24 protein-coding genes are annotated in these 26,399 nt (G+C 66.9%); 16 read left to right on the top strand and 8 right to left on the bottom strand.

From position 1 onward, the window contains the following. Positions 1-257: 257 nt before the first annotated feature. From ahpF to EH199_RS13170, 7 genes are all read left to right on the top strand, one after another. Positions 258-1,808, top strand: a complete 1,551-nt coding sequence (gene ahpF, locus EH199_RS13140) for an alkyl hydroperoxide reductase subunit F (RefSeq protein WP_223806663.1) — start codon at positions 258-260, stop codon at positions 1,806-1,808. 225 nt (positions 1,809-2,033) lie between these two features. Continuing rightward, the gene (locus EH199_RS13145) at positions 2,034-3,503 is read left to right on the top strand and encodes an ATP-binding protein (protein ID WP_124809754.1); all 1,470 of its coding nucleotides are present in this window, start codon (positions 2,034-2,036) and stop codon (positions 3,501-3,503) included. 226 nt (positions 3,504-3,729) lie between these two features. Then, the gene (locus EH199_RS13150; RefSeq protein ID WP_124809755.1) at positions 3,730-4,191 is read left to right on the top strand and encodes a MarR family winged helix-turn-helix transcriptional regulator; all 462 of its coding nucleotides are present in this window, start codon (positions 3,730-3,732) and stop codon (positions 4,189-4,191) included. Positions 4,192-4,338: 147 nt separating this feature from the next. After that, positions 4,339-4,728 (top strand): cytochrome c family protein, encoded by a 390-nt coding sequence (locus EH199_RS13155; protein WP_124809756.1) that lies wholly within the window; start codon positions 4,339-4,341, stop codon positions 4,726-4,728. A 148-nt stretch (positions 4,729-4,876) separates the two neighbouring features. Then, the gene (locus EH199_RS13160) at positions 4,877-8,500 is read left to right on the top strand and encodes a hydantoinase B/oxoprolinase family protein (RefSeq protein ID WP_124809757.1); all 3,624 of its coding nucleotides are present in this window, start codon (positions 4,877-4,879) and stop codon (positions 8,498-8,500) included. Positions 8,501-8,556: 56 nt separating this feature from the next. Continuing rightward, positions 8,557-8,991, top strand: a complete 435-nt coding sequence (locus EH199_RS13165) for an Rrf2 family transcriptional regulator (RefSeq protein WP_124809758.1) — start codon at positions 8,557-8,559, stop codon at positions 8,989-8,991. 84 nt (positions 8,992-9,075) lie between these two features. Continuing rightward, positions 9,076-9,885 (top strand): outer membrane protein assembly factor BamD, encoded by an 810-nt coding sequence (locus tag EH199_RS13170; protein ID WP_124809759.1) that lies wholly within the window; start codon positions 9,076-9,078, stop codon positions 9,883-9,885. A gap of 39 nt (positions 9,886-9,924) precedes the next feature. Here the strand turns inward: EH199_RS13170 and EH199_RS13175 are convergent, their stop codons facing one another. The 3 genes from EH199_RS13175 to EH199_RS13185 all read right to left on the bottom strand — a co-directional run bounded on the left by EH199_RS13175 (position 9,925) and on the right by EH199_RS13185 (position 12,811). Next, positions 9,925-10,731, bottom strand: coding sequence for an enoyl-CoA hydratase/isomerase family protein (locus tag EH199_RS13175; RefSeq protein ID WP_124809760.1), 807 nt, complete (start codon positions 10,729-10,731; stop codon positions 9,925-9,927). Between the two features lie 101 nt (positions 10,732-10,832). Then, the gene (locus EH199_RS13180) at positions 10,833-11,894 is read right to left on the bottom strand and encodes a glycosyltransferase family 1 protein (protein ID WP_124809761.1); all 1,062 of its coding nucleotides are present in this window, start codon (positions 11,892-11,894) and stop codon (positions 10,833-10,835) included. Next, a complete protein-coding gene (locus tag EH199_RS13185; RefSeq protein ID WP_223806655.1) occupies positions 11,891-12,811 on the bottom strand; it encodes a UDP-2,3-diacylglucosamine diphosphatase in 921 nt (306 codons plus the stop codon). The genes EH199_RS13180 and EH199_RS13185 overlap by 4 nt, the downstream gene beginning before the upstream one ends. A gap of 141 nt (positions 12,812-12,952) precedes the next feature. Between EH199_RS13185 and recN the strand changes: the two genes are divergently transcribed. The 6 genes from recN to EH199_RS13215 are packed head-to-tail and all read left to right on the top strand — an operon-like array spanning position 12,953 to position 19,045. Next, the gene (gene recN, locus EH199_RS13190; protein ID WP_124809762.1) at positions 12,953-14,659 is read left to right on the top strand and encodes a DNA repair protein RecN; all 1,707 of its coding nucleotides are present in this window, start codon (positions 12,953-12,955) and stop codon (positions 14,657-14,659) included. Further along, complete coding sequence (locus tag EH199_RS13195) at positions 14,659-15,063, top strand: putative quinol monooxygenase (RefSeq protein WP_124809763.1); 405 nt, start codon at positions 14,659-14,661, stop codon at positions 15,061-15,063. The genes recN and EH199_RS13195 overlap by 1 nt, the downstream gene beginning before the upstream one ends. Further along, on the top strand, positions 15,060-15,743 hold the full coding sequence (locus EH199_RS13200) for a GNAT family N-acetyltransferase (RefSeq protein WP_124809764.1): 684 nt from the start codon (positions 15,060-15,062) through the stop codon (positions 15,741-15,743). Before EH199_RS13195 ends, EH199_RS13200 begins: the two co-directional genes overlap by 4 nt. Continuing rightward, positions 15,740-17,923 carry an NAD-dependent DNA ligase LigA gene (gene ligA, locus EH199_RS13205; RefSeq protein WP_124809765.1) on the top strand — a complete coding sequence of 728 codons (2,184 nt, stop codon included), beginning with the start codon at positions 15,740-15,742 and terminating at the stop codon, positions 17,921-17,923. The genes EH199_RS13200 and ligA overlap by 4 nt, the downstream gene beginning before the upstream one ends. Before the next feature lie 4 nt (positions 17,924-17,927). Beyond that, positions 17,928-18,554, top strand: a complete 627-nt coding sequence (locus EH199_RS13210) for a LysE family translocator (RefSeq protein ID WP_124809766.1) — start codon at positions 17,928-17,930, stop codon at positions 18,552-18,554. Beyond that, positions 18,551-19,045, top strand: coding sequence for a CinA family protein (locus EH199_RS13215; RefSeq protein WP_223806656.1), 495 nt, complete (start codon positions 18,551-18,553; stop codon positions 19,043-19,045). The genes EH199_RS13210 and EH199_RS13215 overlap by 4 nt, the downstream gene beginning before the upstream one ends. 1 nt (position 19,046) lies before the next feature. Here EH199_RS13215 and EH199_RS13220 read toward each other — a convergent pair whose 3' ends face one another. Genes EH199_RS13220 through EH199_RS13230 form a run of 3 tightly spaced genes read right to left on the bottom strand, consistent with a single transcriptional unit; the run spans position 19,047 to position 21,608 of the window. Next, positions 19,047-20,003, bottom strand: coding sequence for a 50S ribosomal protein L11 methyltransferase (locus EH199_RS13220; protein WP_124809767.1), 957 nt, complete (start codon positions 20,001-20,003; stop codon positions 19,047-19,049). Then, positions 20,000-20,905: a subclass B3 metallo-beta-lactamase gene (bla, locus tag EH199_RS13225; RefSeq protein ID WP_124809768.1), complete on the bottom strand. Its 906-nt coding sequence runs from the start codon at positions 20,903-20,905 to the stop codon at positions 20,000-20,002. Before bla ends, EH199_RS13220 begins: the two co-directional genes overlap by 4 nt. Beyond that, entirely contained in the window at positions 20,895-21,608 is a 714-nt protein-coding gene (locus tag EH199_RS13230; RefSeq protein ID WP_124809769.1) for an SDR family NAD(P)-dependent oxidoreductase, read from the bottom strand. Before EH199_RS13230 ends, bla begins: the two co-directional genes overlap by 11 nt. Positions 21,609-21,771: 163 nt before the next feature. On the opposite strand from EH199_RS13230, the gene sdhC reads away from it, so the two are divergent. The 3 genes from sdhC to sdhA are packed head-to-tail and all read left to right on the top strand — an operon-like array spanning position 21,772 to position 24,443. Beyond that, a complete protein-coding gene (gene sdhC, locus EH199_RS13235) occupies positions 21,772-22,197 on the top strand; it encodes a succinate dehydrogenase, cytochrome b556 subunit (RefSeq protein WP_124809770.1) in 426 nt (141 codons plus the stop codon). Between the two features lie 35 nt (positions 22,198-22,232). Next, positions 22,233-22,616 carry a succinate dehydrogenase, hydrophobic membrane anchor protein gene (gene sdhD / locus EH199_RS13240; RefSeq protein WP_124809771.1) on the top strand — a complete coding sequence of 128 codons (384 nt, stop codon included), beginning with the start codon at positions 22,233-22,235 and terminating at the stop codon, positions 22,614-22,616. A gap of 3 nt (positions 22,617-22,619) precedes the next feature. Then, complete coding sequence (sdhA, locus tag EH199_RS13245; RefSeq protein ID WP_124809772.1) at positions 22,620-24,443, top strand: succinate dehydrogenase flavoprotein subunit; 1,824 nt, start codon at positions 22,620-22,622, stop codon at positions 24,441-24,443. Positions 24,444-24,668: 225 nt separating this feature from the next. Here sdhA and EH199_RS13250 read toward each other — a convergent pair whose 3' ends face one another. Together EH199_RS13250 and EH199_RS13255 are read right to left on the bottom strand one after the other, a co-directional pair. Then, a complete protein-coding gene (locus tag EH199_RS13250) occupies positions 24,669-25,328 on the bottom strand; it encodes a hypothetical protein (protein WP_190287264.1) in 660 nt (219 codons plus the stop codon). 59 nt (positions 25,329-25,387) lie between these two features. Beyond that, a complete protein-coding gene (locus tag EH199_RS13255; RefSeq protein WP_124809773.1) occupies positions 25,388-26,281 on the bottom strand; it encodes a neutral zinc metallopeptidase in 894 nt (297 codons plus the stop codon). Positions 26,282-26,399: the final 118 nt, after the last annotated feature.

The following is a 26,399-nucleotide window of genomic DNA, read 5'->3' on the forward strand; positions in this document are numbered from 1 at the left end:
GTTCTTTGACGTATCCATGCCTATGCGGGTAATTTGCTCCACGGGCGGCTCCCTTGATTGAGTCTTGCAACGCACTCACTCTGGCACATTGCGATGCCGTTGGGAGCCGTCCACCCCAACAAGGCAGTTCTTCGGCAAGCTCAGGGCTACGGGAACCCAGCGTTTCCCCTGAGCGTCTCCCGCCGTTCATTTCCGCGTTCCGGCATCCGCGCGATCCCGGCGATGCATCCACCTGTCTGAAGAGAACCGCCATGCCTATTCTCGATGCCGCTACCACTGGCCAGTTGAAAGCCTATCTCGGCAACCTGCGCCGCCCGATCGAGTTGGTCGCCAGCCTGGATGACAGTGCCAAGTCGGCCGAAACGCGCAGCCTCGTCGAGGAAATCGCCGCGCAGTCCGACAAGGTGTCCGCCCGCTTCGACGGCACGGACGCGCGCAAGCCCTCGTTCGCGATCCGCGCCGACGAAGGCAGGGCGGAAGCGGTCTTCGCCGGCCTGCCTATGGGGCACGAGTTCACCTCGCTGATCCTGGCGCTGCTGCACGTGGGCGGCCATCCGCCCAAGGAAGATGCCGAACTGCTCGATCAGGTGCGCGCGCTGGAAGGGCCGCTGCACTTCGAGACGTTCTTCTCGCTGACCTGCCAGAACTGCCCCGACGTGGTGCAGGCGCTGAACATCATGGCCGCGCTCAACCCGAACGTGACGCACGTCGCGATCGACGGCGCCGTGTTCCAGGACGAGGTGGAACGCCGCAAGATCATGGCCGTGCCGACGGTGTTCCTCAACGGCGAACCGTTCGGATCGGGGCGCATGGACCTGGCGCAGATCGTGGCGAAGCTCGATACCGGTTCGGCGGCGCGGGCAGCGGAAAAGATCGCCGCCAAGGAGCCGTTCGACGTGCTGGTCGTCGGCGGCGGACCCGCCGGCGCGGCGGCGGCGATCTATGCCGCGCGCAAGGGCATCCGCACGGGTGTCGTCGCCGAACGCTTCGGCGGGCAGGTGCTCGATACCATGGCGATCGAGAACTTCATCTCGGTGCCGCACACCGAAGGGCCGAAGCTGGCCGCGCATCTCGAACAACACGTCAAGGAATACGACGTGGACGTGATGAACGTGCAAAAGGCGGTGAAGCTGGTGCCCCCGCTCAATGGCGGGCTGGCCGAGGTGCAGCTTGAAAGCGGCGCCAGCCTGAAGGCGAAGACGGTCATCCTGTCGACCGGCGCGCGTTGGCGCCAGATGGGCGTGCCCGGCGAAGACGAATACCGCAACAAGGGCGTCGCCTATTGCCCGCACTGCGATGGCCCGCTGTTCAAGGGTAAGCGCACGGCGGTGATCGGCGGTGGCAACTCCGGCGTGGAAGCGGCGATCGACCTTGCGGGGATCGTCGCCCACGTCACGCTGATCGAGTTCGACAGCCAGTTGCGCGCCGACGCGGTGCTGCAGGCCAAGCTGAACAGCCTGCCCAACGTGACCGTGATCACCTCGGCCCTGACCACCGAAGTGCTGGGCAATGGCGACAAGGTGACCGGCCTCAAGTACCGCGATCGCAAGTCCGAGGAAGTTCACGAAATCGTGCTGGAAGGCATCTTCGTGCAGATAGGCCTTGTCCCCAACACCGAATGGCTCGACCATTCGGTGGCGCTGACCAACCGCGGCGAGATCGAGATCGACGCGCGTGGCGAGACCAGCGCAGCGGGCGTGTTCGCGGCGGGTGACGCGACGACCGTGCCTTACAAGCAGATCGTTATCGCCATGGGCGAAGGTTCGAAGGCGGCGCTTTCCGCGTTCGATTACCTGATCCGGCATTGATGGAAGCCGTCGTTATGGTGAATGCAAACCGTCGTCCCAGCGAACGCTGGGACCTCGGGCGGCAGGGTTCCACCTAACGACGGTCTTCCTGCAAAGGCCTGAGGTCCCAGCGTTCGCTGGAGCGACGTGTGAGGGAAGGGGCCGGGCAAGCAAGGCACCCACCTTTCTACAGCAAATCGCCCCATCGGCCTTGCCGACTCAGGTCCGCCCGGCCACAGCCACGGCGTGAGCGCATCCATCATCATCGGTGCCGACCGGTCCGGCGCCCCTGTCCGGATCGACGTGGAGGAACTGCTGGCGACCCGCCTGCTCGTGCAGGGCAATTCCGGGTCCGGCAAGTCGCACCTGCTGCGCCGGATGCTGGAGGAAAGCGCCGCGCTGGTCCAACAGGTGGTGATCGATCCGGAAGGCGATTTCGTCTCGCTGGCCGAGCCGTTCGGGCATGTCGTGGTCGATGGATCGGCTTACGATCAGGCCGAGATCGCCAAGCTCGCCGCACGCATCCGCAAGCATCGTGCCTCGGTGATTCTGGCGCTCGACGGGCTGGAACTGGAAGCGCAGATGCGGTGCGCGGCGGTGTTCCTCAACACCCTGTTCGATGCCCCGCGCGACGAATGGTATCCCGCGCTGGTGGTGGTGGACGAGGCGCAGATGTTCGCTCCCGCGGCCGCGGGCGACGTGACCGATGAAGTGCGCCGCCTGTCGCTGGCGGCGATGACCAACCTCATGTGCCGGGGGCGCAAGCGCGGCCTGGCCGGGGTGATCGCCACGCAGCGGCTGGCCAAGCTGGCCAAGAACGTCGCCGCCGAGGCTTCCAACTTCCTGATGGGGCGCACGTTCCTAGATATCGACATGGCGCGCGCGGCCGATCTGCTGGGCATGGAGCGGCGCCAGGCCGAACAGATCCGCGATCTGGAGCGGGGGCATTTCCTGGGGCTTGGCCCCGCGATCTGCCGCCGCCCGGTGGGCGTCCGCATCGGCGAGGTGCAGACCCGCGCGCGCAACGTGGTGCAGGGGCTGATGCCGCTGCCTTCGGCTTCGGGGCAGGACATGGAATCGCTGCTGCTGGCCGAACCGCTGGCGATGGAAGCCCTGCCGCGCGCGCCCGAACCGGAGGCCGAGCCGGTCGAAAGCGGCGAACTGCTCGAACGGATCGAGGGCTATGTGCCGGCCGCCGAACAGGTCGATCCGCCCGCCGAACCCAGCCTGTTCGCGCAAGAGGAAACCGCCGCCGACGTCGCCGCGATCCTGGCTGACATGGCGCTGGAGCCGGACTGCACTTTTCAGCCCGCGGCGCAGCTTTTCCAGGATTTCACCGTGCGCTGCCGGATGCAGCGGCTGGGCGACACGGGCATCGATCTGGCGGCGTTCCGGCGGCGTTTCGCGATGGCGGTGGCCGGCATTGCCGACGATAGCGAGCCGCGCTGGCAGGACGTGTTGCGCATCGGGCGCGACGTGCCCGACGACCTGCTCGCCCCGTTCCTGGTGCTGGCCCGCGCGGCGGCGGAGGGCACACCATGCCCCGACGACGACAAGCTGGCCGAAGTCTATGGCACCCGTTCGCCGGGGCGCATCCGCCGTCTGCTGGAACATCTCGAACGCAGCGGCCTGATCGTGGTTCGCACCGATTACGGTGGGCGTCGTTCCATCGGCATTCCGGAACTGGGCTTGACTACCGCGCCGATGGCAGCCTGACCCTTCGCTATCGCACGGTAGATGGGACGACGGTGTTTTCGGCATTCGCAAATGCATCCGGATCGTGCTGAAATGACGCGGGTTTCGTCCTGTGGACCTGTGTGCGGTGCAAAAGGCTTTGCGTAAAACACTTCGTGACCCTAATGAAACGGCGGTTTTGTTCCGTATCGTTCGTTAAGGATGGCGCGGCTGGAAAGGTATCGGATCGTTGGCTTCGGAAGTGACCATGGCGTCGGGAACAGCGGCGGGGCTGCTGGTTGACGGGATGGACGCCATTCTGGGCGTCCATATCGGAACCGCCAATTCTCTGTTCATCTCGCGGCTGGAACGGCAGCTGGATGTCCTGAAGGTTACGCCCAAGCAGGTTGCCATCCTGTGGCTGACAAACGCCAATCCCGGGGTGAAGCAATCGGACCTTTCGCGCTTCTTCCAGATCGAACGGCCCACGGTTCACCAGTTCGTGCGGCAATTGACCAAGAACGGCTACGTGGTGAACGAGCCATCGAAGCTGGATCGTCGCGCCGGCGGGCTGTGGATCACCGAGGATGGTGAGCGGGTGCTGGAACAAGCGCGCGAGATCATTGCCGCGCACGAACGGGAACTGACTGCCTGCCTTTCGGAAGACGAACGCGCGGAACTGTTCCGTCTGATCATCAAGGTCTGCGCGTCGGCGCCAGCCAAGGACTGAGGACGGACTGCCCGCTTGCGAAAATCGCTGAATAGGGTTTAGGCAACGCAGCCAAGCCGTTGTATCCGTTCATGCGCGGGTCAGCCCCGCCGGGGCAGTTTGGCCACGAAACTTGTTAGCCAAAAGGCATTTTTGGGGAGTGCGTTGATGAAGTTTGTTGCCGTGATGGCCGGTCTGGCCGCCGTTGGTATCGCCGCGTCGGCTGCATCGGCTGCTCCTTCCGGGCCTGCTGGTGACGCGGCGCGCGGTCGTACCGTGTTCGCCCGTTGCGCTGCCTGCCACGATCTCAATACCGGCGCCACGCGCCTGGGACCGTCGCTGAAAGGCATCGTCGGCCGCAAGTCCGCCGCAATGGCGAATTTCAACTATTCGGCGCAGATGAAGGCCAAGAACGTGACGTGGAACAAGACCACGCTCGATGCCTTCCTCACCTCGCCCACCCGTTACGTGCCGGGCACGCGCATGGCCTTTGCCGGCCTCCCCAATCCGCAGGATCGCGCGGACCTGATTGCCTATCTGCAACAGGCCGCGCGCTGACCCATCGAGGAATGCCTGAGCGGCCCGGTGCGTCAGCGCCGGGCCGCTTGCTTTTGTACCCGGTTTGGCTGGTTTGGGCGCGTGTCCCGACAGCGAACGATCGGACGCGGATAGTGCCAGCCGGATTTCAAGCGGCTAAGGCGGGCGCGTGACTGAAGACACCTGGCGATTCTGGGTCGATCGCGGCGGCACCTTCACCGATGTCGTGGCGATAGCGCCCGATGGTGCGTTGCACCGCGCAAAACTCCTGTCCGAAGATCCCGGCCGCTATGACGATGCGGCCGTCGAGGCGATGCGCCGGTTGACTGGCGTGCGCGCGGGAACGGCACTGCCGCCAGCCGAACTGCGCCTGGGCACGACCGTCGCCACCAACGCCTTGCTCGAACGCAAGGGCGAGCCGACGCTGCTGGCGATCACGCGCGGGTTTGGCGATGCCCTGCGCATCGGCACGCAGGAACGGCCCGACATCTTCGCGCGAAAAATCGATCTTCCGGTGCCCCTGTTCGCGCAAGCCGTGGAAATCGACGAGCGGGTCATGGCTGATGGCACGGTGCTGGCCGCGCTGGACGAAGATCGCGCCCGCGCCGCGCTGCAATCCGCGTTCGATCACGGGCTGCGTTCCATCGCGATCGTGCTGATGCATGGCTGGAAGTATCCCGCGCACGAGGCCGCGCTCGCCCGTATCGCGGCGGAGGTGGGGTTCGGGCAGATTTCGGTCAGCCATCGCGTGGCGCCGCTGATCAAGCTGATCGCGCGGGGCGATACGACGGTGGTCGATGCCTATCTCTCGCCTGTCCTGCGCCGCTATGTCGCTGGCCTCGAAGCGGGGCTGGGGCCGGCGGTCGCGGCGCTCTACATGCAGTCGAGCGGGGGGCTTGCGGCGGGTGAGGCGTTTCACGGCAAGGACGCAGTGCTCTCCGGCCCGGCCGGGGGCATCGTCGGCATGGCGGCGACGGCGAAAGCGGCGGGTTTCGCGCAAGTCGTAGGCTTCGACATGGGCGGCACCTCGACCGACGTTTCGTACTACGCCGGCAGCTACGAGCGCGAGGTCGAGGCGCGGGTGGCGGGATCGCGCATCCGCGCCCCGATGATGCGCATTCATACCGTGGCGGCGGGAGGCGGATCGATCTGCCGGTTCGATGGCACGCGCTTCCTGGTCGGTCCGGAATCGGCCGGCGCGGTGCCGGGGCCGGCGTGTTACCGGCGCGGCGGTCCGCTCGCGGTGACCGACTGCAACCTGTTGCTGGGCAAGTTGCAGCCCGATCATTTCCCGCATGTGTTCGGGCCGGATGGCAACGAACCGCTCGATCGCGACGCGGTGGAACGCCGCTTCGCCGAACTGACCGCGCACGTCCACGCGGCTACCGGGCGCGCGGTTTCGCCCGAGGAGGCGGCCGAAGGGTTCCTGCGCATTGCCGTTGCCAATATGGCCAACGCGATCAAGGCGATTTCCGTGCGGCGGGGCCATGACGTCACGCGCGCCACCCTGGCCTGCTTCGGCGGCGCGGGCGGGCAGCATGCCTGCCTGGTGGCGGATGCGCTGGGGATCGATACCGTGCAGTGCCATCCGCTGGCGAGCGTGCTTTCCGCCTATGGCATGGGCCTGGCCGACCGGCGCGCGGTGCGTGAGGCCACGCTGGGGTGCCTGCTGGATGCGGAGGGTGCGGCCGCCATCGCCCACACGGTCGATCTGCTGGGGGACGCGGCGGAGGCGGAACTGGTCGCCGGCAATGGCGGGCGGGCCACCTTGCGCCGCGAGGTGACGCTGCATCTGCGGCCGCAGGGGACCGAGAACACGATCGAGGTGGCTTTTGCACCACTCGAAGCGATGCACGCTGCCTTTGCGGCAGACTGGCAGCACCGCTTCGGCTTCGCGCCCGAAGGCGGGATCATGGCGGAAGCCGTGCGGGTCGAGGCGGTGGCCTCCTCGGACCATGCCGACGTCCCGGTGGCCGTCCTGCCCGAACGCTCGGGGCCGCCAGCCGGCACCGTTTCGATGTTCACCGCCGGCCAACGCCATGTCACGCCGCTTTACCGGCGCGAGGATCTGGCCTGCGGCTTCACCGCGACGGGGCCGGCAGTGATCGTCGATCCGGTATCGACCACGGTGGTCGAACCGGGCTGGCGCGTCGAAGTCGACGCCATCGGCAACCTCATCCTGCGCCGGGCACAACCGCGCATCGTGGACCGTGGGGCGGATACCGCGCTTGATCCGGTGCGGCTGGAGATCATGAGCGGGCTGTTCATGGCAGTGGCCGAGGAAATGGGCGCGGCGCTCCAGCACAGCGCTTCGTCCGTCAACATTCGCGAGCGGCTCGATTTCTCCTGCGCGCTGTTCGACCGGGACGGCAGCCTGATCGCCAACGCGCCGCACATGCCGGTGCATCTGGGATCGATGGGCGAAAGCGTGCGCACCGTGCTGGCCCGGCGCGGGCAGGGGCGGGACGGGCGCGGGCTGCGCCCCGGCGATGCCTATGTCCTCAACGCGCCGTATGATGGCGGCACCCATCTGCCCGACGTGACGGTGGTGATGCCGGTGTTTGCCGAAGAGAGCGATGCGGCGCCGGCCTGGTTCGTTGCCGCGCGCGGCCATCACGCGGACATCGGAGGGATCGCGCCCGGATCGATGCCGCCGGGCAGCCGCACGCTGGACGAGGAGGGCGTGCTGCTCGACAACGTGCTGCTGGTGGACGAGGGGCAGTTGCGCGAGGCGGACTTGCGCGCGCGCCTATCGTCGGGGCGCTGGCCTTCGCGCAACGTGGACCAGAACATCGCGGACCTGAAAGCGCAGGTCGCGTCCTGCGCGCGGGGAGCCTCGGAACTGCGGCGGATCGCCGCGGAGCAGGGCAGGGCGGTGGTCGATGCCTATATGGGCCACGTGCAGGATCACGCCGAGGCCGCCGTGCGCGCGCTGCTGGATCGGCTGGCCGACGGGCGCTTCATCTATGCGATGGACAACGGCGCGCAGGTTGCCGTGAGCGTGGCGATCGATCGCGCGGCCCGCCATGCCACGATCGACTTCACCGGCTCCAGCCCGCAACTGGGCGACAATTTCAACGCGCCGCTGCCGGTCGTGCGTGCCGCCGTGCTCTATGTCGTGCGCACGCTGATCGACGATGCGGTGCCGATGAACGAAGGGTGCCTGCGTCCGCTGACCGTGGTGGTGCCCGCAGGATCGATGCTGCGCCCGCAAGCGCCCGCCGCCGTGGTGGCGGGGAATGTCGAGACCAGCCAGGTGGTGACCGACGCGCTGTTCGGCGCGCTGGGGGCGATGGCGGGGGCGCAGGGAACGATGAACAACTTCACCTTCGGCAATGCGCGCCACCAGTATTACGAGACGATCGCCGGCGGATCGGGCGCCGGGCCGGATTTCGACGGAACGGCGGTGGTGCAGACGCACATGACCAACAGCCGCCTGACCGATCCCGAAGTGCTGGAAACCCGCTTCCTGGTGCTGCTGGAGGAGTTTTCCATCCGGCGCCGCTCGGGCGGGGCCGGCCATCATCGCGGCGGCGATGGCGCGGTGCGGAGAGTGCGCTTTCTCGAAGCGATGGAGGCGGGCATTCTTTCCAACCGCCGCGTCGTGCCGCCATTCGGCCTGCATGGCGGCGCGGACGGACAAACCGGGAGCAACCGGATCGAGCGGGCGGATGGGCGTGTCGAACACCTGCCCGCCACCGCGTCTGCCGCGATGGAACCGGGTGACGTGTTCGTGATCGAGACCCCGGGCGGTGGCGGTTACGGTCCGCCGGACGAAGTTGTCGTGGATTAGGCAAGGTTTTCTACCGCTGCGATTGACTTTCGCGTGCGAGACGGTTTTGTGTCTTCATGCTCTCGCAGAAGACGCGCTACACCATCAGGGCCTTGCAGCATCTTGCCGATACCTTCGGACAGGGGCCGGTGCGGCTGGATGCGATTGCCGATGCGCAGAACATTCCGCGCAAGTTCCTGACCGTGATTCTGTCGGAAATGGCGCGCGAGGGAATCGTCGTTTCGCAGCGCGGGCGCGAAGGGGGATACGAACTGGCCCTGCCGCCGGTGGATATCCGCTATGGCGACATCATCCGCCTGACGCGCGGCAGTCTTGCGCTGGTGCCCTGCGCCAGCCGCAACGCGCACGAAACCTGCACGAACTGCCTGCCGGAGGCGGAATGCCGGCTGCGCGGCCTGATGCTTCAGTTGCGCGATGAAATGGCGGCGATGCTGGACCGGATCACGCTGGCCGATCCGATTCCGGTGATCCCGCCGTTCGAGGACGCGTGATCTTCGCGTGCGCCGTCACATCCTGAAATCGATGCATGCACAACTTCACTTGGCGTTCATGGGGGCGCTGGCTATAGGGCTGCCATGACGTTTATCGCCCATGGCCGCACCCCGCTGCGGATTGCCGTTCTCGCCGCCGCCACCGCCGCCCTTGGGCTGACCGCCGGTTGCGCCGGCGGCGCGCGTTCCAAGAAGGACGTGGCCTATGTCGCGCGGGACGTCGATACGCTCTACATGGCGGCCAAGGAACGGCTGGATCAGGGCAACGCCAAGCAGGCGGCGGCGCTGTTCGACGAAGTCGAACGCCAGCATCCCTATTCGCCCTGGGCGCGCCGCGCGCAGCTGATGAGCGCGTTCAGCTACTACGCCGCGCGCGATTACGCCAAGGCGACGCAATCGGCTCAGCGCTTCCTGTCGATTCACCCCGGCAACAAGGACGCGCCCTACGCCTATTACCTGATCGCGCTGTGCTATTACGAACAGATCAGCGACGTGACGCGCGATCAGAAGATCACCTTGCAGGCGCAGACCGCGCTCAACGAAGTGATGCGCCGTTTCCCGAATACCGATTATGCCACCGATGCGCGGCTGAAGATGGACCTGGTGAACGATCACCTTGCCGGCAAGGAAATGGAGATCGGCCGCTTCTACCAGCGCAGCGGCAAGTGGCTGGCGGGCACCCTGCGGTTCCGCGTGGTGGTCGACAAGTATCAGCAGACCAGCCACACGCCCGAAGCGCTCTATCGCCTGGTCGAAAGCTATCTGGCCCTCGGCGTGCCGGAAGAAGCGCAGAAGGCGGCGGCGGTGCTGGGCAACAACTATCCCGGCAGCGAATGGTATCAGAAGGCCTATCGCCTGATGAACAGCAAGGCCCCCGGCGCCAACGCAGCCTGATCGCGATCCGGAGCGGGTGAGCCCGCCCCGGAGCCTTGCTCAGTCCGGAACGTAGACCGGTTTGCGCTTTTCGAGGAAGGCGCGCATCCCTTCTGCGAAGTTCGGGCTGCTCGATGTCATGATCTGGTTGCGATTCTCGATCGCCATCGCCGCTTCGAGGCTGGGGGCATCGACCGCGAGGTTGAGCCCTTCCTTGGTCATGCGCAGGCCCTTCGGCGAAGCCATCAGCATTTCATCGACATAGCTCTGTGCCGCATCGGCCAGCCGTTCGTCCGGCACCACTTCCGAAACCAGCCCGGTCGCCAGCGCGCGTGGCGCGTGGATGAAGCGGCCGGTCAGCATGAGTTCGGACGCCACCGAAACGCCGACGAGGCGCGGCAGAAAATAGCTGACGCCCATGTCGCACGAGGACAGACCCAGGCGGATGAAGGCGGCGTTCATGCGGGCGCTTTCGCCGGCAATGCGGATGTCGGACGCCAGCGCGAAGGCGAAACCGCCGCCACAGGCCGCGCCCTGGACCAGCGCGATGATCGGCTGTGGACAGCGCCGCATCTTGACGTAGACATCCGCCAGATAGCCCTGGAAGCCGAAGCCGCCGCCAAAGGGAATGGCGGCGCGCTCGTCCTCGCTGCGCTCCTTGATGTCCAGCCCGGCGCAGAACGCCCGGCCAGCTCCGCGCATCACCACGATCCGCACGGAGCCATTGTTGTACAGCCCGCCGAAATAGGCGTTGAGTTCGCGCACCATCTCCAGCGAGATGGCGTTCATGGCCTCGGGCCGGTTCAGCGTGAGCCAGTCGACCGGCCCGCGGCTTTCGACAGTGATGGTGTTGTAGTGTTCCGCCATGAATTCGAATCCTCTCTGCGGTGAAGCGTAGAGGAAAGGGCGGGCATCATGGAAGAGGGGGGAGCGCGTCTTTAGAGCGCTCCCCCCTTCCTGGGGATGCGTCAGGCGAAGGCGGGAACCTGCTTCTGGTGCGCCTCGGTCAGCGCCGTCAGGAACTGGTCGGTGGCCCGGTCCCAGCTGTAGCTTGCGCCATGGACAGCGGCACCCAGCCGGTCGCAGCGCAGGGCGTCGGCGATGGCGTGGTCCAGATTGTCGCGCAGCGCGCCCACCCGCATGGGAAGGTCGCCGCCGGGGCCGTGGCCGTCCACTCCCACGATGTCGAGCGGACCCGGCACGGGGAAGGCCGCCACCGGCAGGCCGCAGGCCAGCGCTTCGATCATGACGAGGCCGAAGGTATCGGTACGGCTGGGGAACGCGAAGACGTGCGCCGAGCAATAGGCCCGCGCCAGCTGCTCGCCCGCCAGCGCGCCCAGGAAGGTCGCTTCGGGGAAGGCTTCGCGCAGGCGGACGAGATCGGGGCCGTCGCCGACCACGACCTTGCTGCCGGGAACCGTGCTGGTGAGGAAGGCTTCCAGGTTCTTCTCGATCGCCACGCGCCCGACGTAGAGCATCACCGGGCCGGGAAGCGCGGCCATTTCGGGCAGCGGATCGTGCTGTGGATGGAACAGCGAGCGGTCGATCCCGCGCGACCACAGGCGCGCGCGGCCGATGCCCTGCGCCGCCAGTTCGCCCGCCAGCGTGGGCGTGGACACCAGCACGGCGCGCGAATGGTTGTGGAACCGGCGCATCACCGGCCAGAAGTGCGAGGCGTCCAGCCCTGTGCGCACCGCCGCATAGTCCGGGAAGCGGGTGTGGAACGCTGTGGTGAAGGGCGTGCCGGTGCTCTTGCACCAGCCCCGCGCGCTCCAGCCGATTGGGCCTTCGGTGGCGATGTGGACAACATCGGGCGCGAAGTCCTTCAACGTGCGCCGCGTGCCGAAGCGCGGGGCCATCGCCAGCCGGATCTCGCTGTAGCCGGGCAGGGGCAGCGTGCGGAACTGGCTGGGCGTTATAAGCTCGACCTCGTGCCCGCGCGCGTTCAGGCGATCGACCGTCGTCGACAGGGTGCGGACGACGCCGTTGACCTGCGGGTGCCAGGCATCGGTGCAGATCGCGATCCTCATGCCGGTTCCTCCTCGCGCGCGGTGGACGGGGCGGAGTGCTTGCCGTGCTTCATCTCCGCCTCGCGCGTTTCCGCCGCCCAGTCGACGATAGCGATCGCGCCCTGATGATCCTCGACCAGCGCGGTGCAGCTTTCGACCCAGTCGCCATCGTTGTAGTAGGTCACATCGCCGATCTGGCGGATCTCGGCGCAGTGGATGTGGCCACAGACCACGCCGTCCACGCCCTGTTCGCGCGCCGCGTGGGCCACGGCTTCCTCGAAGTCGCAAACGAACTGGACCGCGTTTTTCACGCGCTTCTTGAGGTAGGCCGAAAGCGACCAGTAGGGCAGCTTGAACTGGCGGCGCAGCAGGTTGAACCAGCGGTTCGCGCGTAGCAGGAACTCGTAGGCCTTGTCGCCCAGGAACGCGAGCCAGCGGGCATAGAGCACCACGCCGTCAAAGCCGTCGCCATGGGTAACGAGCAGGCGACGCCCGTCGGCGGTGGTGTGGATCGCCTCCAGCGCCAGTTCCACGCCGCCGAAGCTCATACCGGCGTAAGGGCGCAGCATCTCGTCATGGTTGCCCGCGATCAGCACCACGCGCGTGCCCCGGTGCGCCATCTTGAGCACGCGGCGGATCACCTCGTTGTGGGCATCCGGCCAGTACCAACCCTTTTTCAGCCGCCAGCCATCGACAATGTCGCCGACCAAGTAGAGCGTTTCGCATTCGATGGAGGCCAGGAAATCCAGCAGCATCGCCGCGTTGCAGCCGCGCGTGCCAAGGTGGATGTCGGAAATCCATACCGTCCGGACCTTGCGCTTGGGCCGGAAGCCGCGTGGTTCGGGCAGGTCGAGCCACGCCGGAACGGAAGTGGCTAGTTCGGTGACCGTCTGGAACGTGGACCGGAACGCTGGCTTGGCTTGGCGTTGCTTGGGCATGGCCGTGCCTCCTTTGCGGTTGTTTTCAGCGAATCCCTTGCCCCAATCAGGTTGCGGGTGTGTGGCGCGGTGTCACAGGGCTGAAACAAGCCGTGAACGGATGGTGACGGCGCGTTTCCGAACGGCTAAGAACACTCGCCCATGCTGACCGGACTATCCATCCGCAACATCGTGCTGATCGAGGCACTGGACCTTGCGTTTCCAGGCGGACTCGGTGTGCTCACCGGCGAGACCGGCGCGGGCAAGTCGATCCTGCTCGATGCGCTGGGGCTTGTGCTGGGCGATCGGGCCGATGCCGGCCTTGTGCGCGCGGGCGAGGATCAGGCAAGCGTGACCGCCACGTTCGAGTTCGATCGCCTGCCCGATCCGATCCGCCATGCGCTGGCCGAAGCGGACGTGGAGATCGAACCGGGCGAACCGCTGATCGTGCGCCGGCGGCTGCGCGCGGCGAGCGGCGATGCCGGGACCGGAACTGGCGGGGGCAGCAAGGCCTTTATCAACGACCAGCCGGTGGGCGTGGCGCTGCTGCGCGAAATCGCGCCGGCGCTGGTCGAACTGCATGGGCAGCATGACGACCGAGGGTTGGTGAACGCGCGCGGGCACCGCATGTTGCTCGATCGCTATGCCCGCGCCGATACCGGCGCCGTAGCGGCCGCCTGGGACAAGTGGCGGGGCGCCGAAACCGCGCTCGCGACCGCCAGGGCACGGGTGGAAGCGGCGATGGCGGAGCAGGATCTGTTGCTCGCCCATCTTGCCGAACTGACCGCGCTGGCGCCGGTGATCGGCGAGGAGGAAGACCTCGCGCTGCAGCGTGCGGCGATGCAGAAGGGCGAGCGGCTGTCTGGCGATCTCGCCGAATTACAGCATTTGTGGGCCGGGTCCGATTCCGCGCTGGCTTCGTTGCGCGCGGCGGCGCGGCGGCTCGATCGCATCGCGGCGGAGCATCCGCTGCTGGCCGAAGCGCTCGAGGCGCTGGACCGCGCCGTGATCGAGGCGAGCGAGGCGGAGGACAAGCTCTCGGCGGCGGCGGAAGCGCTGGCGCATGATCCGCAGGCGCTCGACCGGATCGAGACGCGGCTGTTCGACCTGCGCGGCGCGGCGCGCAAGCATGGCTGCACGCCCGATGAACTACCCCACCGGATGCACGAGATGCGTCTGGCGCTCGATGCCATCGAAGGCGGCGAAGCGCAGATCGGCGCGTTGCAGCGCGCGGCGCAGGAGGCGGGGCTGGACTATCGCGCCAAGGCCGAAGCGTTGTCCGTCACCCGCGCCGATGCCGCGCGCCGGCTGGACAAGGCGGTGGCCGCCGAACTGGTGCCGCTGAAGCTGGACGCCGCCCGGTTCCATACCGCCGTTCTCCGCCTGCCCGAGGACCGCTGGGGGCCGGGTGGTATCGACGCGGTGGAATTCCTGATCGCGACAAACCCCGGCGCGGATTTCGCGCCGCTGGGCAAGATCGCCAGCGGCGGCGAGCTTTCGCGCTTTATCCTGGCGCTCAAGGTGGCGCTGGCGGAGGAAGGCGGTGCGGCGACGGTAATCTTCGACGAGATCGACCGGGGCGTGGGCGGCGCGGTTGCCAGCGCGATCGGCGAACGTCTGGCACGGCTGGCGCACAATAACGGCCGGGGCGGCGGGCAGCTTCTGGCGGTCACGCACAGCCCTCAGGTCGCCGCGCGCGGCAACGCGCATTACCTGATCGCCAAGTCCAGCCAGGGCGTCGTGACGCGGACGTCCGTGGTGCTGCTGGACGCCGCCGGTCGGCAGGAGGAAATCGCGCGGATGCTGTCCGGCGCGGAGATCACCGCCGAAGCGCGGGCGCAGGCCGACCGGTTGCTGGAGCAGGCGTGATGTTCGTCAGCCGGCGCACGATGATCGGCGGTGCCGCCGCCGCCATGTTGCTGGCTGGCCGGGCGTGGGGAATGGAAGCGCATACCATGGAAGAAATCGAAGAATCGCAGGTCTATGGCCTGATCGGGCAGATGAAGGCCGCGCCCGGCCGCCGTGACGAACTGATCGGTTACCTGACCGAGGGAAGCGCGGCCATGCCGGGCAATCTCGGCTATCGGGTGTGGAAGGACCGCGCGGATGCGGACGCGATCTGGATAACCGAAGTGTGGAAGGACGAGGCTTCGCACAAGGCGAGCCTGCAACTGCCGCAAGTGCAGGAAGCCATCCGCAAGGCGCGGCCGATCATCGCCGGTTTCGGCGCGCGTGCCGAGGTTTCGCCCGTTGCCGGAACGGTGCCGGAATGACGGCGCATCCGCTTGACCGGCCGGTGTGGAACTCGCTGCGCGGCCGTCTGTCCGCGCTTGCGTCCGGGGATGACGCCGTGGTCCGGATCGATCCGCGCTACGGGCCGTTCGCGGCCTGCGCTCCGGGGTGGAACGATGCGCTTGCCGGGGTGCTGGGGGGCGCTGGAGACGACATCTGGCTTGTCGAAGCCGACCCGGTCGCACCCCCGGCGGGAACCTTCGTCGTGCGCACCGCGCCGCTGCTCCAGATGGTGGCGGATGGCCCTCAGCCTCAGGCCGGGAACGATGACGGGATCGCGGTGCTGGGAGAGGACGATGCTGCCGACATGGCGGCCATCGCCAGTGCCACCGCGCCGGGGCCATGGGGTACGCTGACGCACCGCTATGGCACCTTTTACGGAATCCGGCGGGAAGGGCGGCTGATCGCCATGGCCGGCGAACGCTTCAAGCCCGCCGATGGCTTCGCCGAACTGAGCGGGGTCTGCACGTATCCCGAATTTCGCGGACAGGGACTGGCGCGCCGGCTGATCCTGCGCGTCATGGCGGGCTTTGCGGCGCGGGGCGAAACGCCGTTCCTGCACACTTATGCGGCCAATGCGGGAGCGATCGCGCTCTATGAAACGCTTGGTTATCGGGCGCGGCGTGAACTGATGGTGACGGTGCTGGGGAAGGCGGCATGAGCGTGGAAGGCATGAGCGAGGCCGATGTCGCCAACGAACTGATGCGGCTGGCGCGCGCCATCAATCGCGCCAACAAGTTGTATCACGCCGAGGACGCGCCCGAGATTCCCGACGCGGAATACGATGCGCTGGTGCGCCGCAATGCTGAACTGGAAGCGGCGTTTCCGCATCTGGTCCGCGCCGACAGCCCCACCAACGCGGTCGGGCACGAGGTCAGCGCTTCGCCCCTGTCCAAGGTGGCGCACGAGGTTCGCATGATGAGCCTCGACAACGCGTTCTCGGACGAGGAAGTCGCGGAATTCGTCGCGCGTGTGCGGCGCTTCCTCGCGCTGCCGGATGACGAGCTGGTGCAATTTACTGTCGAAGATAAGATCGACGGATTGTCCTGCTCATTGCGCTACGAGCATGGCAAATTGGTACGCGCTGCGACCCGTGGCGATGGGCAAGTCGGCGAAGACGTAACCGCGAACGTTGCTCATATTGACGGCATACCCCATGAGCTTGAATGGCGCCAAACTAGACTAGGCAATTCGCCGCCACCGCGCGTTTTTGAAATCCGTGGCGAAGTCTATATGGAAAAGGTAGCCTTTCGCGCATTAAATAAGCGCCTGATCGATGAGGCGCGGGCGCAGGCAGAGGCAAAAGGGGAAGCGTTCGACGACAGCAAAGTCCGACAGTTCGCTAACCCGAGAAACGCTGCAGCTGGGGCGTTACGTCAAAAGGATCCAACTGTAACCGCATCCCGGCCTCTCAAGTTTTTTGCTCATGGTTGGGGAGTTCTGACCGAGCCTGTTGCGGAAACTCAGTACGATACCATGCGGGTTGTAGAACAACTTGGTCTGCGGGTTTCTAGTCTGCTCAAAAGAGCGCACTCTCTTGAAGCTATGCTAGACCATTATTACGCAATCGCCAGCCAGCGCGCTAGCCTGCCGTTCGAGATAGACGGCGTTGTTTACAAGGTCGACCGGTTGGACTGGCAGCAGCGGCTGGGCTTCGTGGCCAAGGCCCCACGCTGGGCCTTGGCCCACAAATTCCCGGCCGAACGCGCCGAGACCACGCTGGAAGCGATCGACATCCAGGTGGGCCGCACCGGCAAGCTGACGCCGGTGGGACGGCTGAAGCCCGTGCTGGTCGGCGGCGTCACCGTCACCAACGTAACCCTGCACAACCGCGACGAGATCGGCCGGCTGGGTGTGCGCGTGGGCGATCGCGTGGTTCTGCAGCGCGCGGGCGACGTGATTCCGCAGGTGGTCGAGAACCTGACGCGCGACGAACCCCGCGATCCCTATCACTTTCCCGATCACTGCCCCGAATGCGGCTCGGAAGCGGTGGCCGAGGAGGGCGAGGTCGATGTCCGTTGCACCGGGGGGCTGATCTGCCCGGCGCAGCGCACCGAACGGCTCCGGCACTTCGTCAGCCGCGCCGCGCTGGATATCGAGGGGCTGGGCGAGAAGACGATCGCGGAGTTCTTCGCGCTCGGCTGGCTGGAAAGCCCGGCCGATATCTATCGCCTGCGCCAGCGGCGCGACGAGATCGTTGGGCGCGAGGGGTGGAAGGACAAGTCTGTCGATAACCTGTTGATGGCGATCGAGGCCAAGCGCCAGCCCGACGCCGCGCGCCTGCTGTTCGGCCTGGGCATCCGCCACGTGGGCGCGGTGACCGCGCGCGACCTGCTGAAGCGGTTCGTGACGCTGCCGAAGCTGCGCGCGGTGGTGGAGCGGGCGCATGCTCCCTTCGCGTCGACGAAACAGGCAGCGGAGGCGTCCGATGCCCTGTCGCCAGACGTGCTCGAAGCGAGGGCCGAATTGCTGTCGATCGACGGCGTGGGGCCGGTGGTGGTCGAGGCGCTTGCGGATTTCTTCCACGAATCGCACAACGTGGCGGTGTGGGACGATCTCCTGTCCGAAGTCTCGCCGCCGGATTATGTCGTCGAAACCAGACACAGCGAGGTCTCCGGCAAGACTGTGGTCTTCACCGGCAAGCTCGAAACGATGAGCCGCGACGAAGCCAAGGCGCAGGCCGAGGCGCTGGGCGCGCGGGCGGCAGGCGCCGTATCCGCCAAGACCGACCTGATCGTGGCGGGGTCGGGTGCGGGCAGCAAACTAAAAAGAGCCGCCGAACTCGGCATAGAAGTCATCGACGAGGCGGCCTGGGCCGACATCGTCCGGAACGCGGGATAGGATCATGGCCTGGCATACCTGGTGGCTCTATGCGGTCACCGTCTTCTTCGTTTCGGCCACGCCGGGGCCGAACATGCTGCACGTCATGGCGCGCAGCGTCGAACTGGGGCTGGCGCGGTCGTTCGCGGCGATGGCGGGGTGCTTCATCGCGGTGTTCGGCCTGCTGACGGCGTCTGCGCTGGGGCTGAGCGCGTTGCTGCTGGCGATTCCGGGCCTGTTCACCGTGCTGCGCTACGCCGGCGCGGCCTATCTCGTGTACCTCGGCTACCGGTCGTGGACGGCCGATGATGCCGCCATCGATATCGGCGAGGGCGAGGTCGATCGCGGCCTCTCGACCTGGCGCGTGTTCCGCACCGCTTTCGTCATCGGGATCAGCAATCCCAAAGCGCTGCTGTTTGCGGCGGCCTTCCTGCCGCAGTTCATCGATGCCACGCAGCCCAAGCTGCCGCAGTTCGGCGTAATGGTGCTGACGTTCTCGGTGATCGAGATTTCGTGGTACTTCGTCTATGCGCTGGGCGGCCGGGGCATTGCCGGGTTCCTGACGCGGCCGGGGCTGAAGAAGGCGTTCAACCGCCTGACGGGCAGCATCTTCGTGGCCTTCGGGTTGGCGCTGGTGGGATCGCGCGCGTGACGATCGAGGAACTTGCCGCGATCGGCGCCGAAGCGGGGGCCCTGCTGAAGGCGCGGGGCGAGACGCTGGCGGTGGTCGATGGCGCGACGGGCGGCTTGATGTCGGCCGGGTTGCTCGCCATGCCGGGCGCGTCGGCGTTCTTCCTGGGCAGCGGCGTGATCTATACGCTGAAGGGCCGGCGGATCGTGCTGGGGCACGAGCCCGGATCGCTGCGCGGGCTGACCTCGGCCACGGAAAGCTATGCGCTGGCGCAGGCGGACCTGATCCGCAAGCGCTATGGCGCGGACTGGGGCCTGGCCGAGACCGGCGCGGCGGGGCCGGGCAAGCATCCGCTGGGCGTGGCTTCCGGCACTAGCGCCGTGGCCGTGGTCGGGCCGGGCGTTTCGGCGTCCGCCGTGGTTTCGACCGGCAGCGAGGAGCGGCTGGCCAACATGTTCGCCTTCGCGCGTGCCGGACTAGCGCTGCTGCGCGATACGCTGGCGGCGCGCTGAGCTACCAGCGCTTCGACCATTCGGGCAGGGCACCCACCCGGCTTTCGCGCACCGCGCCACCCTGCCGGCGGCGCAGCCACAGGATCGACCAGTCGCCCCGCACCAGGCGCGCGGCAAGGCGCAGGCCGGCGCGGCGATAGGCGGCGCGCACCGCCGGTTCCTGCGTTTCGAGCAGACCGGCCAGCAGCACCGACCCGCCGGGGGCGACCGCGCCGGCGAAGGCGGGGGCAAGTTCGGTCAGTGGCCCGGCCAGGATATTGGCGATGAGTAGGTCATAGGGCGCGCTGGCGGCGAGCAGCGGGTGATCCATCCCGGCGGCGACGACCATGGTCAGCGCGCCGGAACCATCGCCGATCGCCACGCCGTTGCCTTGCGCGTTCTCCAGCACCACCGGCGCGCAGACCGCGTCGATGTCGCTGGCGATGGCCCGCGCGGACGGCCACAAGTGCATCGCGGCGAAGGCGAGCAGACCGGTGCCGGTGCCGATGTCGGCCAGATTGCGCACGATGGTCCCCTGCGCCTTGATGTGCGCCAGCATGGCGAGGCAGCCGGCGGTGGTGGCGTGCTGGCCGGTGCCGAAGGCCTGGCTGGCGGGGATCACGAAGTTGCGGATGCCCGGCTCCGCGCGCGGGGGATATTCGGGCGTGTGGACGTGGAACGGGCCTTCGTCGATCGGCTCGACCCCGGCCTGGCTCAGCGTGACCCAGTCCTCGTCCGGCAGTTTCTCGATCAGCAGATCGGGTTCGGCATCCGCGAACAGCGCGGTGATCGCCGCCTTGTCCGCGCGCGCCGGCTTGCGCGGAAGCCACGCTTCGAGCTGCCAGTCCTCCGGCTTGTCCTCGGCAATCTCGCTGCCGGCGATGACAATGTCGGCATCCCAGTCGAACACGTCCTCGTGCGCGGTGAGCGCGGCCTGGATGATGGGACGCGGCGCGTAAACGGTGATTTTCCAGCTCATGGTCGTGGCGTCGTGTCCTTCAGGGCCTTGTTCAACCGATCCTGCGCCCCATCGACGAGCACACGGCAGGCGCCGGGATCGCGCAGTGGCGCTTGCCCGGCCATCCGTTCGATCAAATCGCTGGCCGACGGGTGCGGGGTGAGCAGGATGCCGCAATCCCACGCACGCACGCGGGCGAAAGTGCGGCGGAACATGGCCACGCGGTCAGGGTGATCCGCGAAGCGGTAGTTGCCCAGCGGCAGAGCGGTCAGGCTGTCGACATAGGTGAAGCGCTGGCAGCCCGCGTTGCCGCCGCAACTGGTCCAGCGCCAGCTGGTCGAACCTTCGGTATGGCCGGGCGTTGCCAGCGCGGTCAGCGCCAGCGGCCCCACGCGCAACACTTCGCCATCGCGCAGCACGCGATCGACGCGGACCGACGCGAAGGGATCGATGTGGCCGGCTTGCGGATCGGCGGGGCTGGTCTTGCCGCTGGTCAACGCCGGCAGCCCCGCGCGCAGCGCCGCGATCTTCGCGCCGGTGGCGCGTTGCAGCGTGGCCAGGCCGCCGACATGGTCGAAATGCTCGTGGCTGGTCACGATCCAGCGGATCGTGCGCGGATCGACGCCGGCGGCGCGGATGTTGGCAAGGATCGAAGGCGCGGCCTGTTCGGTCACGGCATCGATCAGCACATTGCCCTGTGGCGATGTGAGCAGGATCGCGCTGACCGTGCAGGTGCCGACGTACCACACGTTGCCATAGATGCGCGCGGCGGGCGCGGGATCGGAAAAGCTGTCCTTGCCCTCGCAGGCGGACAGGATCGCCCGCGCCGCCACGGGATCGGCGGGGGCCGGCGCGGTGGCGGCATGGGCGGCGGGAGCGCCGGCCAGCAAAAGGGCGGCAAGGGCAAGCGCTTTAGCGGACATAGCTGGCTCCGTTGGCGTCGATCACCGCGCCGGTCATGCTGGGGGGCGCGTCGAGCGCGCAGAATACCGCGATGGCGGCGATTTCGTCGGGCGTGGCCACGCGGCCCAGCGGAATGTCCGCCAGCAGGCCGGGGCCGCCCCGGCTTGCGAGATAATCACCCGCCATGGCCGTATCGGTGAAGCCCGGCGTGATCGCGTAGCTGAGGATGCCCTTCGCCGCATAGCCGCGCGCGATCGTCTTGTGCAGCGCCAGCATCCCGCCCTTGGCGGCGGCATAGTGCCAGTGATCCGGCGAGTCTCCGCGATAGCCGGCGCGGCTGGCGATATGAACGATGCGCCCTGCCACGCCGCGCTCCAGCCAGTGCCGCACGGCGAAGCGCGATAGCTGCGCGGCGGACGTCAGGTTGATCCGCAGCGTGTCCTCCCAACCGTCCAGCCAGGCGATGTCGGACCGGTCGAGCGGGTTCGCCTCGAACAGGCCGGCATTGTTGACCAGCACATCGATCGTGCCGCCCGCCTGGGCCAGGGCGGCCTGCCACAGCTGTTGCGGCGCGGAAGGGTCGGACAGGTCGGCGGCCAGCGTTCCGGCGCGGGGTGTGTTGCCATGCCGGATGGCGTGGGCTCCGCGCGCATCCAGGCTCTTGGCGATGGCTGCGCCGATGCCGCGCGACGATCCGGTGACGAGGACGTGGGGGAAGGTCATGAAGTTCCTCTTGCAGTCGGTTTCGTTGCGGTGCAACCGCGTCGGCGCCGAGCGGGGCGAATTGTACTTTGGTCCGCTTGCACAGGTCGGCATTTCGACTAATACCGAATCGCTTCCCGATCGCGGCCCAAAACGCGATCGCCAACCATTTTAGGGGGTTCACATGGCGCAGGCGCGCAGCAACCGGCCGATTTCGCCGCATCTCCAGATCTGGCGTTGGGGGCCGGCCATGCTGGTTTCGATCCTTCACCGCGTTACCGGCAATGGCCTGGCTTTTGCCGGTCTTGGCCTGCTCCTGTGGTGGGTCGGCGCGATCGCCAGCGGTCCCGAAGCCTATGCAAGCTTCCTGGGCTGGGTCTGGACCGGCACCGGCGGCGCGCTCCAGTTCGTCACCGCCATTCTGGGCAAGATCGTGTTCGTGGGCCTGACCTGGGCGTTCTTCCAGCACCTCGCCAGCGGCGTGCGCCACCTGATCCTCGATATCGGCGCCGGTTACGAACTGCACGCCAATGCGCGCTGGTCGGTTGTCACGCTGATCTTCTCGATCGCTTCCACCATCCTTTTCTGGGCTTTCCTGCTGCTGCGCTAAGCGCCGGCAGGGTCCATTCAAACGTCGGGGATACCATGGGTAACGGAACCTCAATCGGACGCGTCCGCGGGCTGGGCTCCAGCCACCAGGGCGCGCATCACTGGCTGCTCTCGCGTCTGACCGCGGTCGGCAACATCGTTCTCATACCGTTCCTGCTGGCCAGCCTGGCGCTGCTGCCGGCCTACGATTATGCGACGGTCCATGCCTGGGCGGCGCGTCCGCTCTCGTCCACGGCGCTGATCCTTATCATGATCAACACGTTCTATCACGCGCGCCTTGGCGTGCAGGTGATGCTCGAGGACTACCTGCACGAGGATGCCGGCAAGTTCACCGCCTGGCTGCTCGTCAACCTCGTGCCTTTCGCCGGTGCCGCTTTCGGCATCCTTTCGGTTCTCCGCATCGCTCTCGGGGGCGCCTGATCCATGGCTTCTTCTGCTTCCACCCAGCCCGCCTACAAGATCATCGACCATACCTATGACACGGTCGTGGTCGGCGCGGGCGGTTCCGGCCTGCGCGCCACGATGGGCAGCGCCCAGGCGGGCCTGCGCACGGCCTGCATCACCAAGGTCTTCCCCACGCGCTCGCACACCGTGGCGGCGCAGGGCGGCATCGCCGCCTCGCTCCAGAACAACACGCCGGATCACTGGACCTGGCATATGTACGATACCGTCAAGGGATCGGACTGGCTGGGCGACCAGGACGCGATCGAATACATGGTGCGCGAGGCGCCAGCGGCGGTGTACGAGCTGGAGCACGCGGGCGTGCCGTTCAGCCGCAACAAGGACGGCACGATCTACCAGCGTCCGTTCGGCGGCCACATGCAGAACATGGGCGAAGGCCCGCCGGTGCAGCGCACCTGCGCGGCGGCGGACCGCACCGGCCACGCCATGCTCCACGCGCTGTACCAGCAATCGCTGAAGTACGACGCGGACTTCTTCATCGAATACTTCGCGATCGACCTGATCATGGAAAACGGCGAATGCCGTGGCGTGATCGCGATGTGCCTCGATGACGGCTCGATCCACCGCTTCCGCAGCCACGCGGTCGTGCTGGCGACGGGCGGCTACGGCCGTTGCTACTTCACCGCCACCTCGGCCCATACCTGCACCGGCGACGGCGGCGGCATGGTGCTGCGCGCCGGCCTGCCGCTGCAGGACATGGAATTCGTGCAGTTCCACCCCACCGGCATTTACGGCGCGGGCGTGCTGATCACCGAAGGCGCGCGCGGCGAGGGCGGCTACCTCACCAATTCCGAAGGCGAGCGCTTCATGGAGCGCTATGCCCCTTCGGCGAAGGACCTCGCCAGCCGCGACGTCGTTTCGCGCTCGATGGCCATGGAAATCCGCGAAGGCCGTGGCGTTGGCCCGCACAAGGACCACATCTACCTGCACCTCGATCACATCGATCAGAAGGTGCTGGCGGAACGCCTGCCGGGCATTACCGAAAGCGGCAAGATCTTCGCCGGCGTGGACCTGACGCGCCAGCCGCTGCCGGTCGTTCCCACGGTCCACTACAACATGGGCGGCATCCCGACGAACTACCACGGCGAAGTCGTGACGATCGGCGCCGACGGCAACCCCGAAACGGTCGTCCCCGGCCTGTTCGCGGTGGGTGAGGCGGCCTGCGTTTCGGTCCATGGCGCCAACCGCCTCGGCTCGAACTCGCTGATCGACCTCGTGGTGTTCGGCCGCGCCACCGGCCTGCGCCTTAAGGAACTGGTCAAGCCCGGCACCGCGCACAACTCGCTGCCCAAGGACAGCGCGGACCTCGCGCTCGGCCGCCTCGACCACTTCCGCAACGCCAAGGGTGGTTCGCCGACCGCGGAAATCCGCGTGGAGATGCAGCGCACGATGTCGGGCCACGCAGCGGTGTTCCGCACCGACGAACTGATGGCCGAAGGCAAGGTGAAGCTGGGCGAAACCTACCAGCGTATGCAGGACGTTAACGTGTCCGACCGCTCGCTGATCTGGAACTCGGACCTGATCGAGACGCTGGAACTGGACAACCTGATCGCGCAGGCGTCGGTCACCATGCACGGCGCCTACAACCGCAAGGAAAGCCGCGGCGCCCACGCGCACGAGGACTTCCCGAACCGCGACGACAAGAACTGGATGAAGCACACTGTCGCCTGGTTCGACGGCTGGGGCGGCCAGGGCGGCGGCGTGAAGCTGGATTACCGCCCGGTCCACGAATACACGCTGACCGACGATGTCGAGTACATCAAGCCCAAGGCCCGCGTGTACTGATCGATCTTCGCGGACACGCGAACAGCAAAAGACCCCCGGAGCGATCCGGGGGTCTTTTCATTTGGTGTATATGTTTTTTCGCACCTCACCATCGTCATTGCGAGGAGACGCTAGTCGACGAAGCAATCCAGAGCCACGCTAAAGCCGCTCTGGATTGCTTCGCTACGCTCGCAATGACGAACGCTTGAGGCAAGAGTTTTCAAGCGTCATGATTGTCTTACATTTCTATCGCCGTCGCGGTGTGGGCTGGACGACTGCGCGCGATTCGTAGCGGGTGCCGTCCTTGCTCTCTTTCGTGTCGCGGCTTTCCGCCTTGCTGTTGCGGTCCTCGGCCTCGCGCGTGGCCGTCAGCCGGGCGACATCGGCGGCGCTGGCAGCATGGGCCGGATAGCGGCAGCCGCGCTGCTGTCCCACGCCCTTGATGAAGGCGCGACGGACGGAACCGGCATAGAGCGCGACCTGCCATTGGCGCTGGTTCTCGTTGGCGCCCGAAATCTCGCGGATGATGCCGCCGAACGGGATCAGCGATCCCACCACCGATTTGGCGAGCGAACCCACGGTGTTGCCGCGCTTTTCGCCCGCAGTCTTTTCCTCGACCACGTCGATGTCGTCGCCCAGCACGGCGTCGAGCCGGCGCACTTCGCCCTGCAGATCGCTGCACCGGCGCAGGCCGGTCAGATCATAGGGCTTGTCGCGGGCGTTCAGAAGGATGGGTGGAATATCCTCCTTCTTGAGATTCATGTCCGACAGTGGCTTGGTCACCACGTCGCCGGCGGTCACGTCCTTGGGGGCGACCGCCGTCTGTGCCGAACCGCCGGCCGGGATCAGGCCGACGGTGAGCGTGGCGCAAAGGGCCGCGAGGGAAACGAGGCTTTGTTTCGTCATCGGTAAACTCCCCGGTTTGGAGAGAATACGCCCATTGCCGCTTCGGGTTCCTTAGGGCCTCATTGCCGAAGGTCGGAGAAGGTGTCGCACTGGTCCTCGTCGGCGGTTTCGATGCCCTTGCGCAGCCAGGTCATGCGCTGCGCGGCGCTGCCATGGGTGAAGGCGGCTTCCACCGGACGACGCCCGGCCGCCTTCATCAGCGTATCGTCGCCGATCTGGTGCGCGGCCTTCAGCCCTTCCTCGATGTCGCCCGGCTCGATCCGGTCCTTGTTGAGCCCGGCCCAGACGCCGGCATAGCAATCGGCCTGCAATTCCAGCCGTACCGAGAGTTCGTTGGCGCGGGAAGGATTGCGCTGTTGCAGGCTGTGGACCTGATCCGACAGGCCAAGCAGGTTCTGGATGTGATGGCCATATTCGTGCGCCATCACGTAATCGCGCGCGAAATCGCCGCCCGCGTCCATCTGCTTGTCCATCTCGGTGTAGAAATCGGTGTCGATGTAGATGCCCTGGTCCGGCGGGCAGTAGAACGGCCCCATCGCGCTTTGCGCCGCGCCGCAGCCCGATTGGCCCTGCTGCGAATAGAACACCAGCTTCGGTGCGCGAAACGCGATCCCGGCCTTGTCGAAGCGCGGCTTCCACGTCTTGTTGAGCGAGGATAGCGCGTTGCAGCTTTCGCGGCTGAAGGGGTTCACGGAGCAGATTTCCTGCACGCTGGAGCCGCCGCCCGCCTCGGCCGGGCCGGCGGGAAGGCTCTGCTGCTCCTGGGTCTGCTGCTGGAGCGAGCCGAGCATCTGCGCCGGATCGGCGCCGAACACGAAGACCGCGATCAGCGCGATCACGATAGTGCCGCAGCCGAGCCGCCCGCCCGTGCCGCCGATGACGGGAAAGCCGCGACCGCCGCCGCCGCGCTGATCCTCCACGTTGATCGAATCGTCGAAGTCGTCGAGCCGCATCGTCTTGTCTGCCTGTCCTTTCCGGTCCCGGCTGCCGCTATGGCACAGAAAGGCCTGATCTGGCCAATACCGCGAACGAACCTGCCCAGCGGTGGTTCATCTTTTGAACCCAAAGGAG

This window comes from Novosphingobium sp. LASN5T, from assembly GCF_003856955.1.
GTDB lineage: Bacteria > Pseudomonadota > Alphaproteobacteria > Sphingomonadales > Sphingomonadaceae > Novosphingobium.

What these genes read in the sequence shown, in the direction of transcription:
- EH199_RS13250 (WP_190287264.1), bottom strand. Translation starts at nt 25,328, where the DNA reads ATGACGAAACAAAGCCTCGTTTCCCTCGCGGCCCTTTGCGCCACGCTC.
- EH199_RS13195 (WP_124809763.1), top strand. Translation starts at nt 14,659, where the DNA reads ATGTTCGTCAGCCGGCGCACGATGATCGGCGGTGCCGCCGCCGCCATG.
- EH199_RS13175 (WP_124809760.1), bottom strand. Translation starts at nt 10,731, where the DNA reads ATGGCGGAACACTACAACACCATCACTGTCGAAAGCCGCGGGCCGGTC.
- EH199_RS13255 (WP_124809773.1), bottom strand. Translation starts at nt 26,281, where the DNA reads ATGCGGCTCGACGACTTCGACGATTCGATCAACGTGGAGGATCAGCGC.
- EH199_RS13150 (WP_124809755.1), top strand. Translation starts at nt 3,730, where the DNA reads ATGGCGTCGGGAACAGCGGCGGGGCTGCTGGTTGACGGGATGGACGCC.
- EH199_RS13200 (WP_124809764.1), top strand. Translation starts at nt 15,060, where the DNA reads ATGACGGCGCATCCGCTTGACCGGCCGGTGTGGAACTCGCTGCGCGGC.
- sdhC (WP_124809770.1), top strand. Translation starts at nt 21,772, where the DNA reads ATGGCGCAGGCGCGCAGCAACCGGCCGATTTCGCCGCATCTCCAGATC.
- EH199_RS13180 (WP_124809761.1), bottom strand. Translation starts at nt 11,894, where the DNA reads ATGAGGATCGCGATCTGCACCGATGCCTGGCACCCGCAGGTCAACGGC.
- EH199_RS13210 (WP_124809766.1), top strand. Translation starts at nt 17,928, where the DNA reads ATGGCCTGGCATACCTGGTGGCTCTATGCGGTCACCGTCTTCTTCGTT.
- ligA (WP_124809765.1), top strand. Translation starts at nt 15,740, where the DNA reads ATGAGCGTGGAAGGCATGAGCGAGGCCGATGTCGCCAACGAACTGATG.
- sdhA (WP_124809772.1), top strand. Translation starts at nt 22,620, where the DNA reads ATGGCTTCTTCTGCTTCCACCCAGCCCGCCTACAAGATCATCGACCAT.
- EH199_RS13170 (WP_124809759.1), top strand. Translation starts at nt 9,076, where the DNA reads ATGACGTTTATCGCCCATGGCCGCACCCCGCTGCGGATTGCCGTTCTC.
- EH199_RS13220 (WP_124809767.1), bottom strand. Translation starts at nt 20,003, where the DNA reads ATGAGCTGGAAAATCACCGTTTACGCGCCGCGTCCCATCATCCAGGCC.
- recN (WP_124809762.1), top strand. Translation starts at nt 12,953, where the DNA reads ATGCTGACCGGACTATCCATCCGCAACATCGTGCTGATCGAGGCACTG.
- bla (WP_124809768.1), bottom strand. Translation starts at nt 20,905, where the DNA reads ATGTCCGCTAAAGCGCTTGCCCTTGCCGCCCTTTTGCTGGCCGGCGCT.
- sdhD (WP_124809771.1), top strand. Translation starts at nt 22,233, where the DNA reads ATGGGTAACGGAACCTCAATCGGACGCGTCCGCGGGCTGGGCTCCAGC.
- EH199_RS13185 (WP_223806655.1), bottom strand. Translation starts at nt 12,811, where the DNA reads ATGCCCAAGCAACGCCAAGCCAAGCCAGCGTTCCGGTCCACGTTCCAG.
- EH199_RS13230 (WP_124809769.1), bottom strand. Translation starts at nt 21,608, where the DNA reads ATGACCTTCCCCCACGTCCTCGTCACCGGATCGTCGCGCGGCATCGGC.
- EH199_RS13165 (WP_124809758.1), top strand. Translation starts at nt 8,557, where the DNA reads ATGCTCTCGCAGAAGACGCGCTACACCATCAGGGCCTTGCAGCATCTT.
- EH199_RS13155 (WP_124809756.1), top strand. Translation starts at nt 4,339, where the DNA reads ATGAAGTTTGTTGCCGTGATGGCCGGTCTGGCCGCCGTTGGTATCGCC.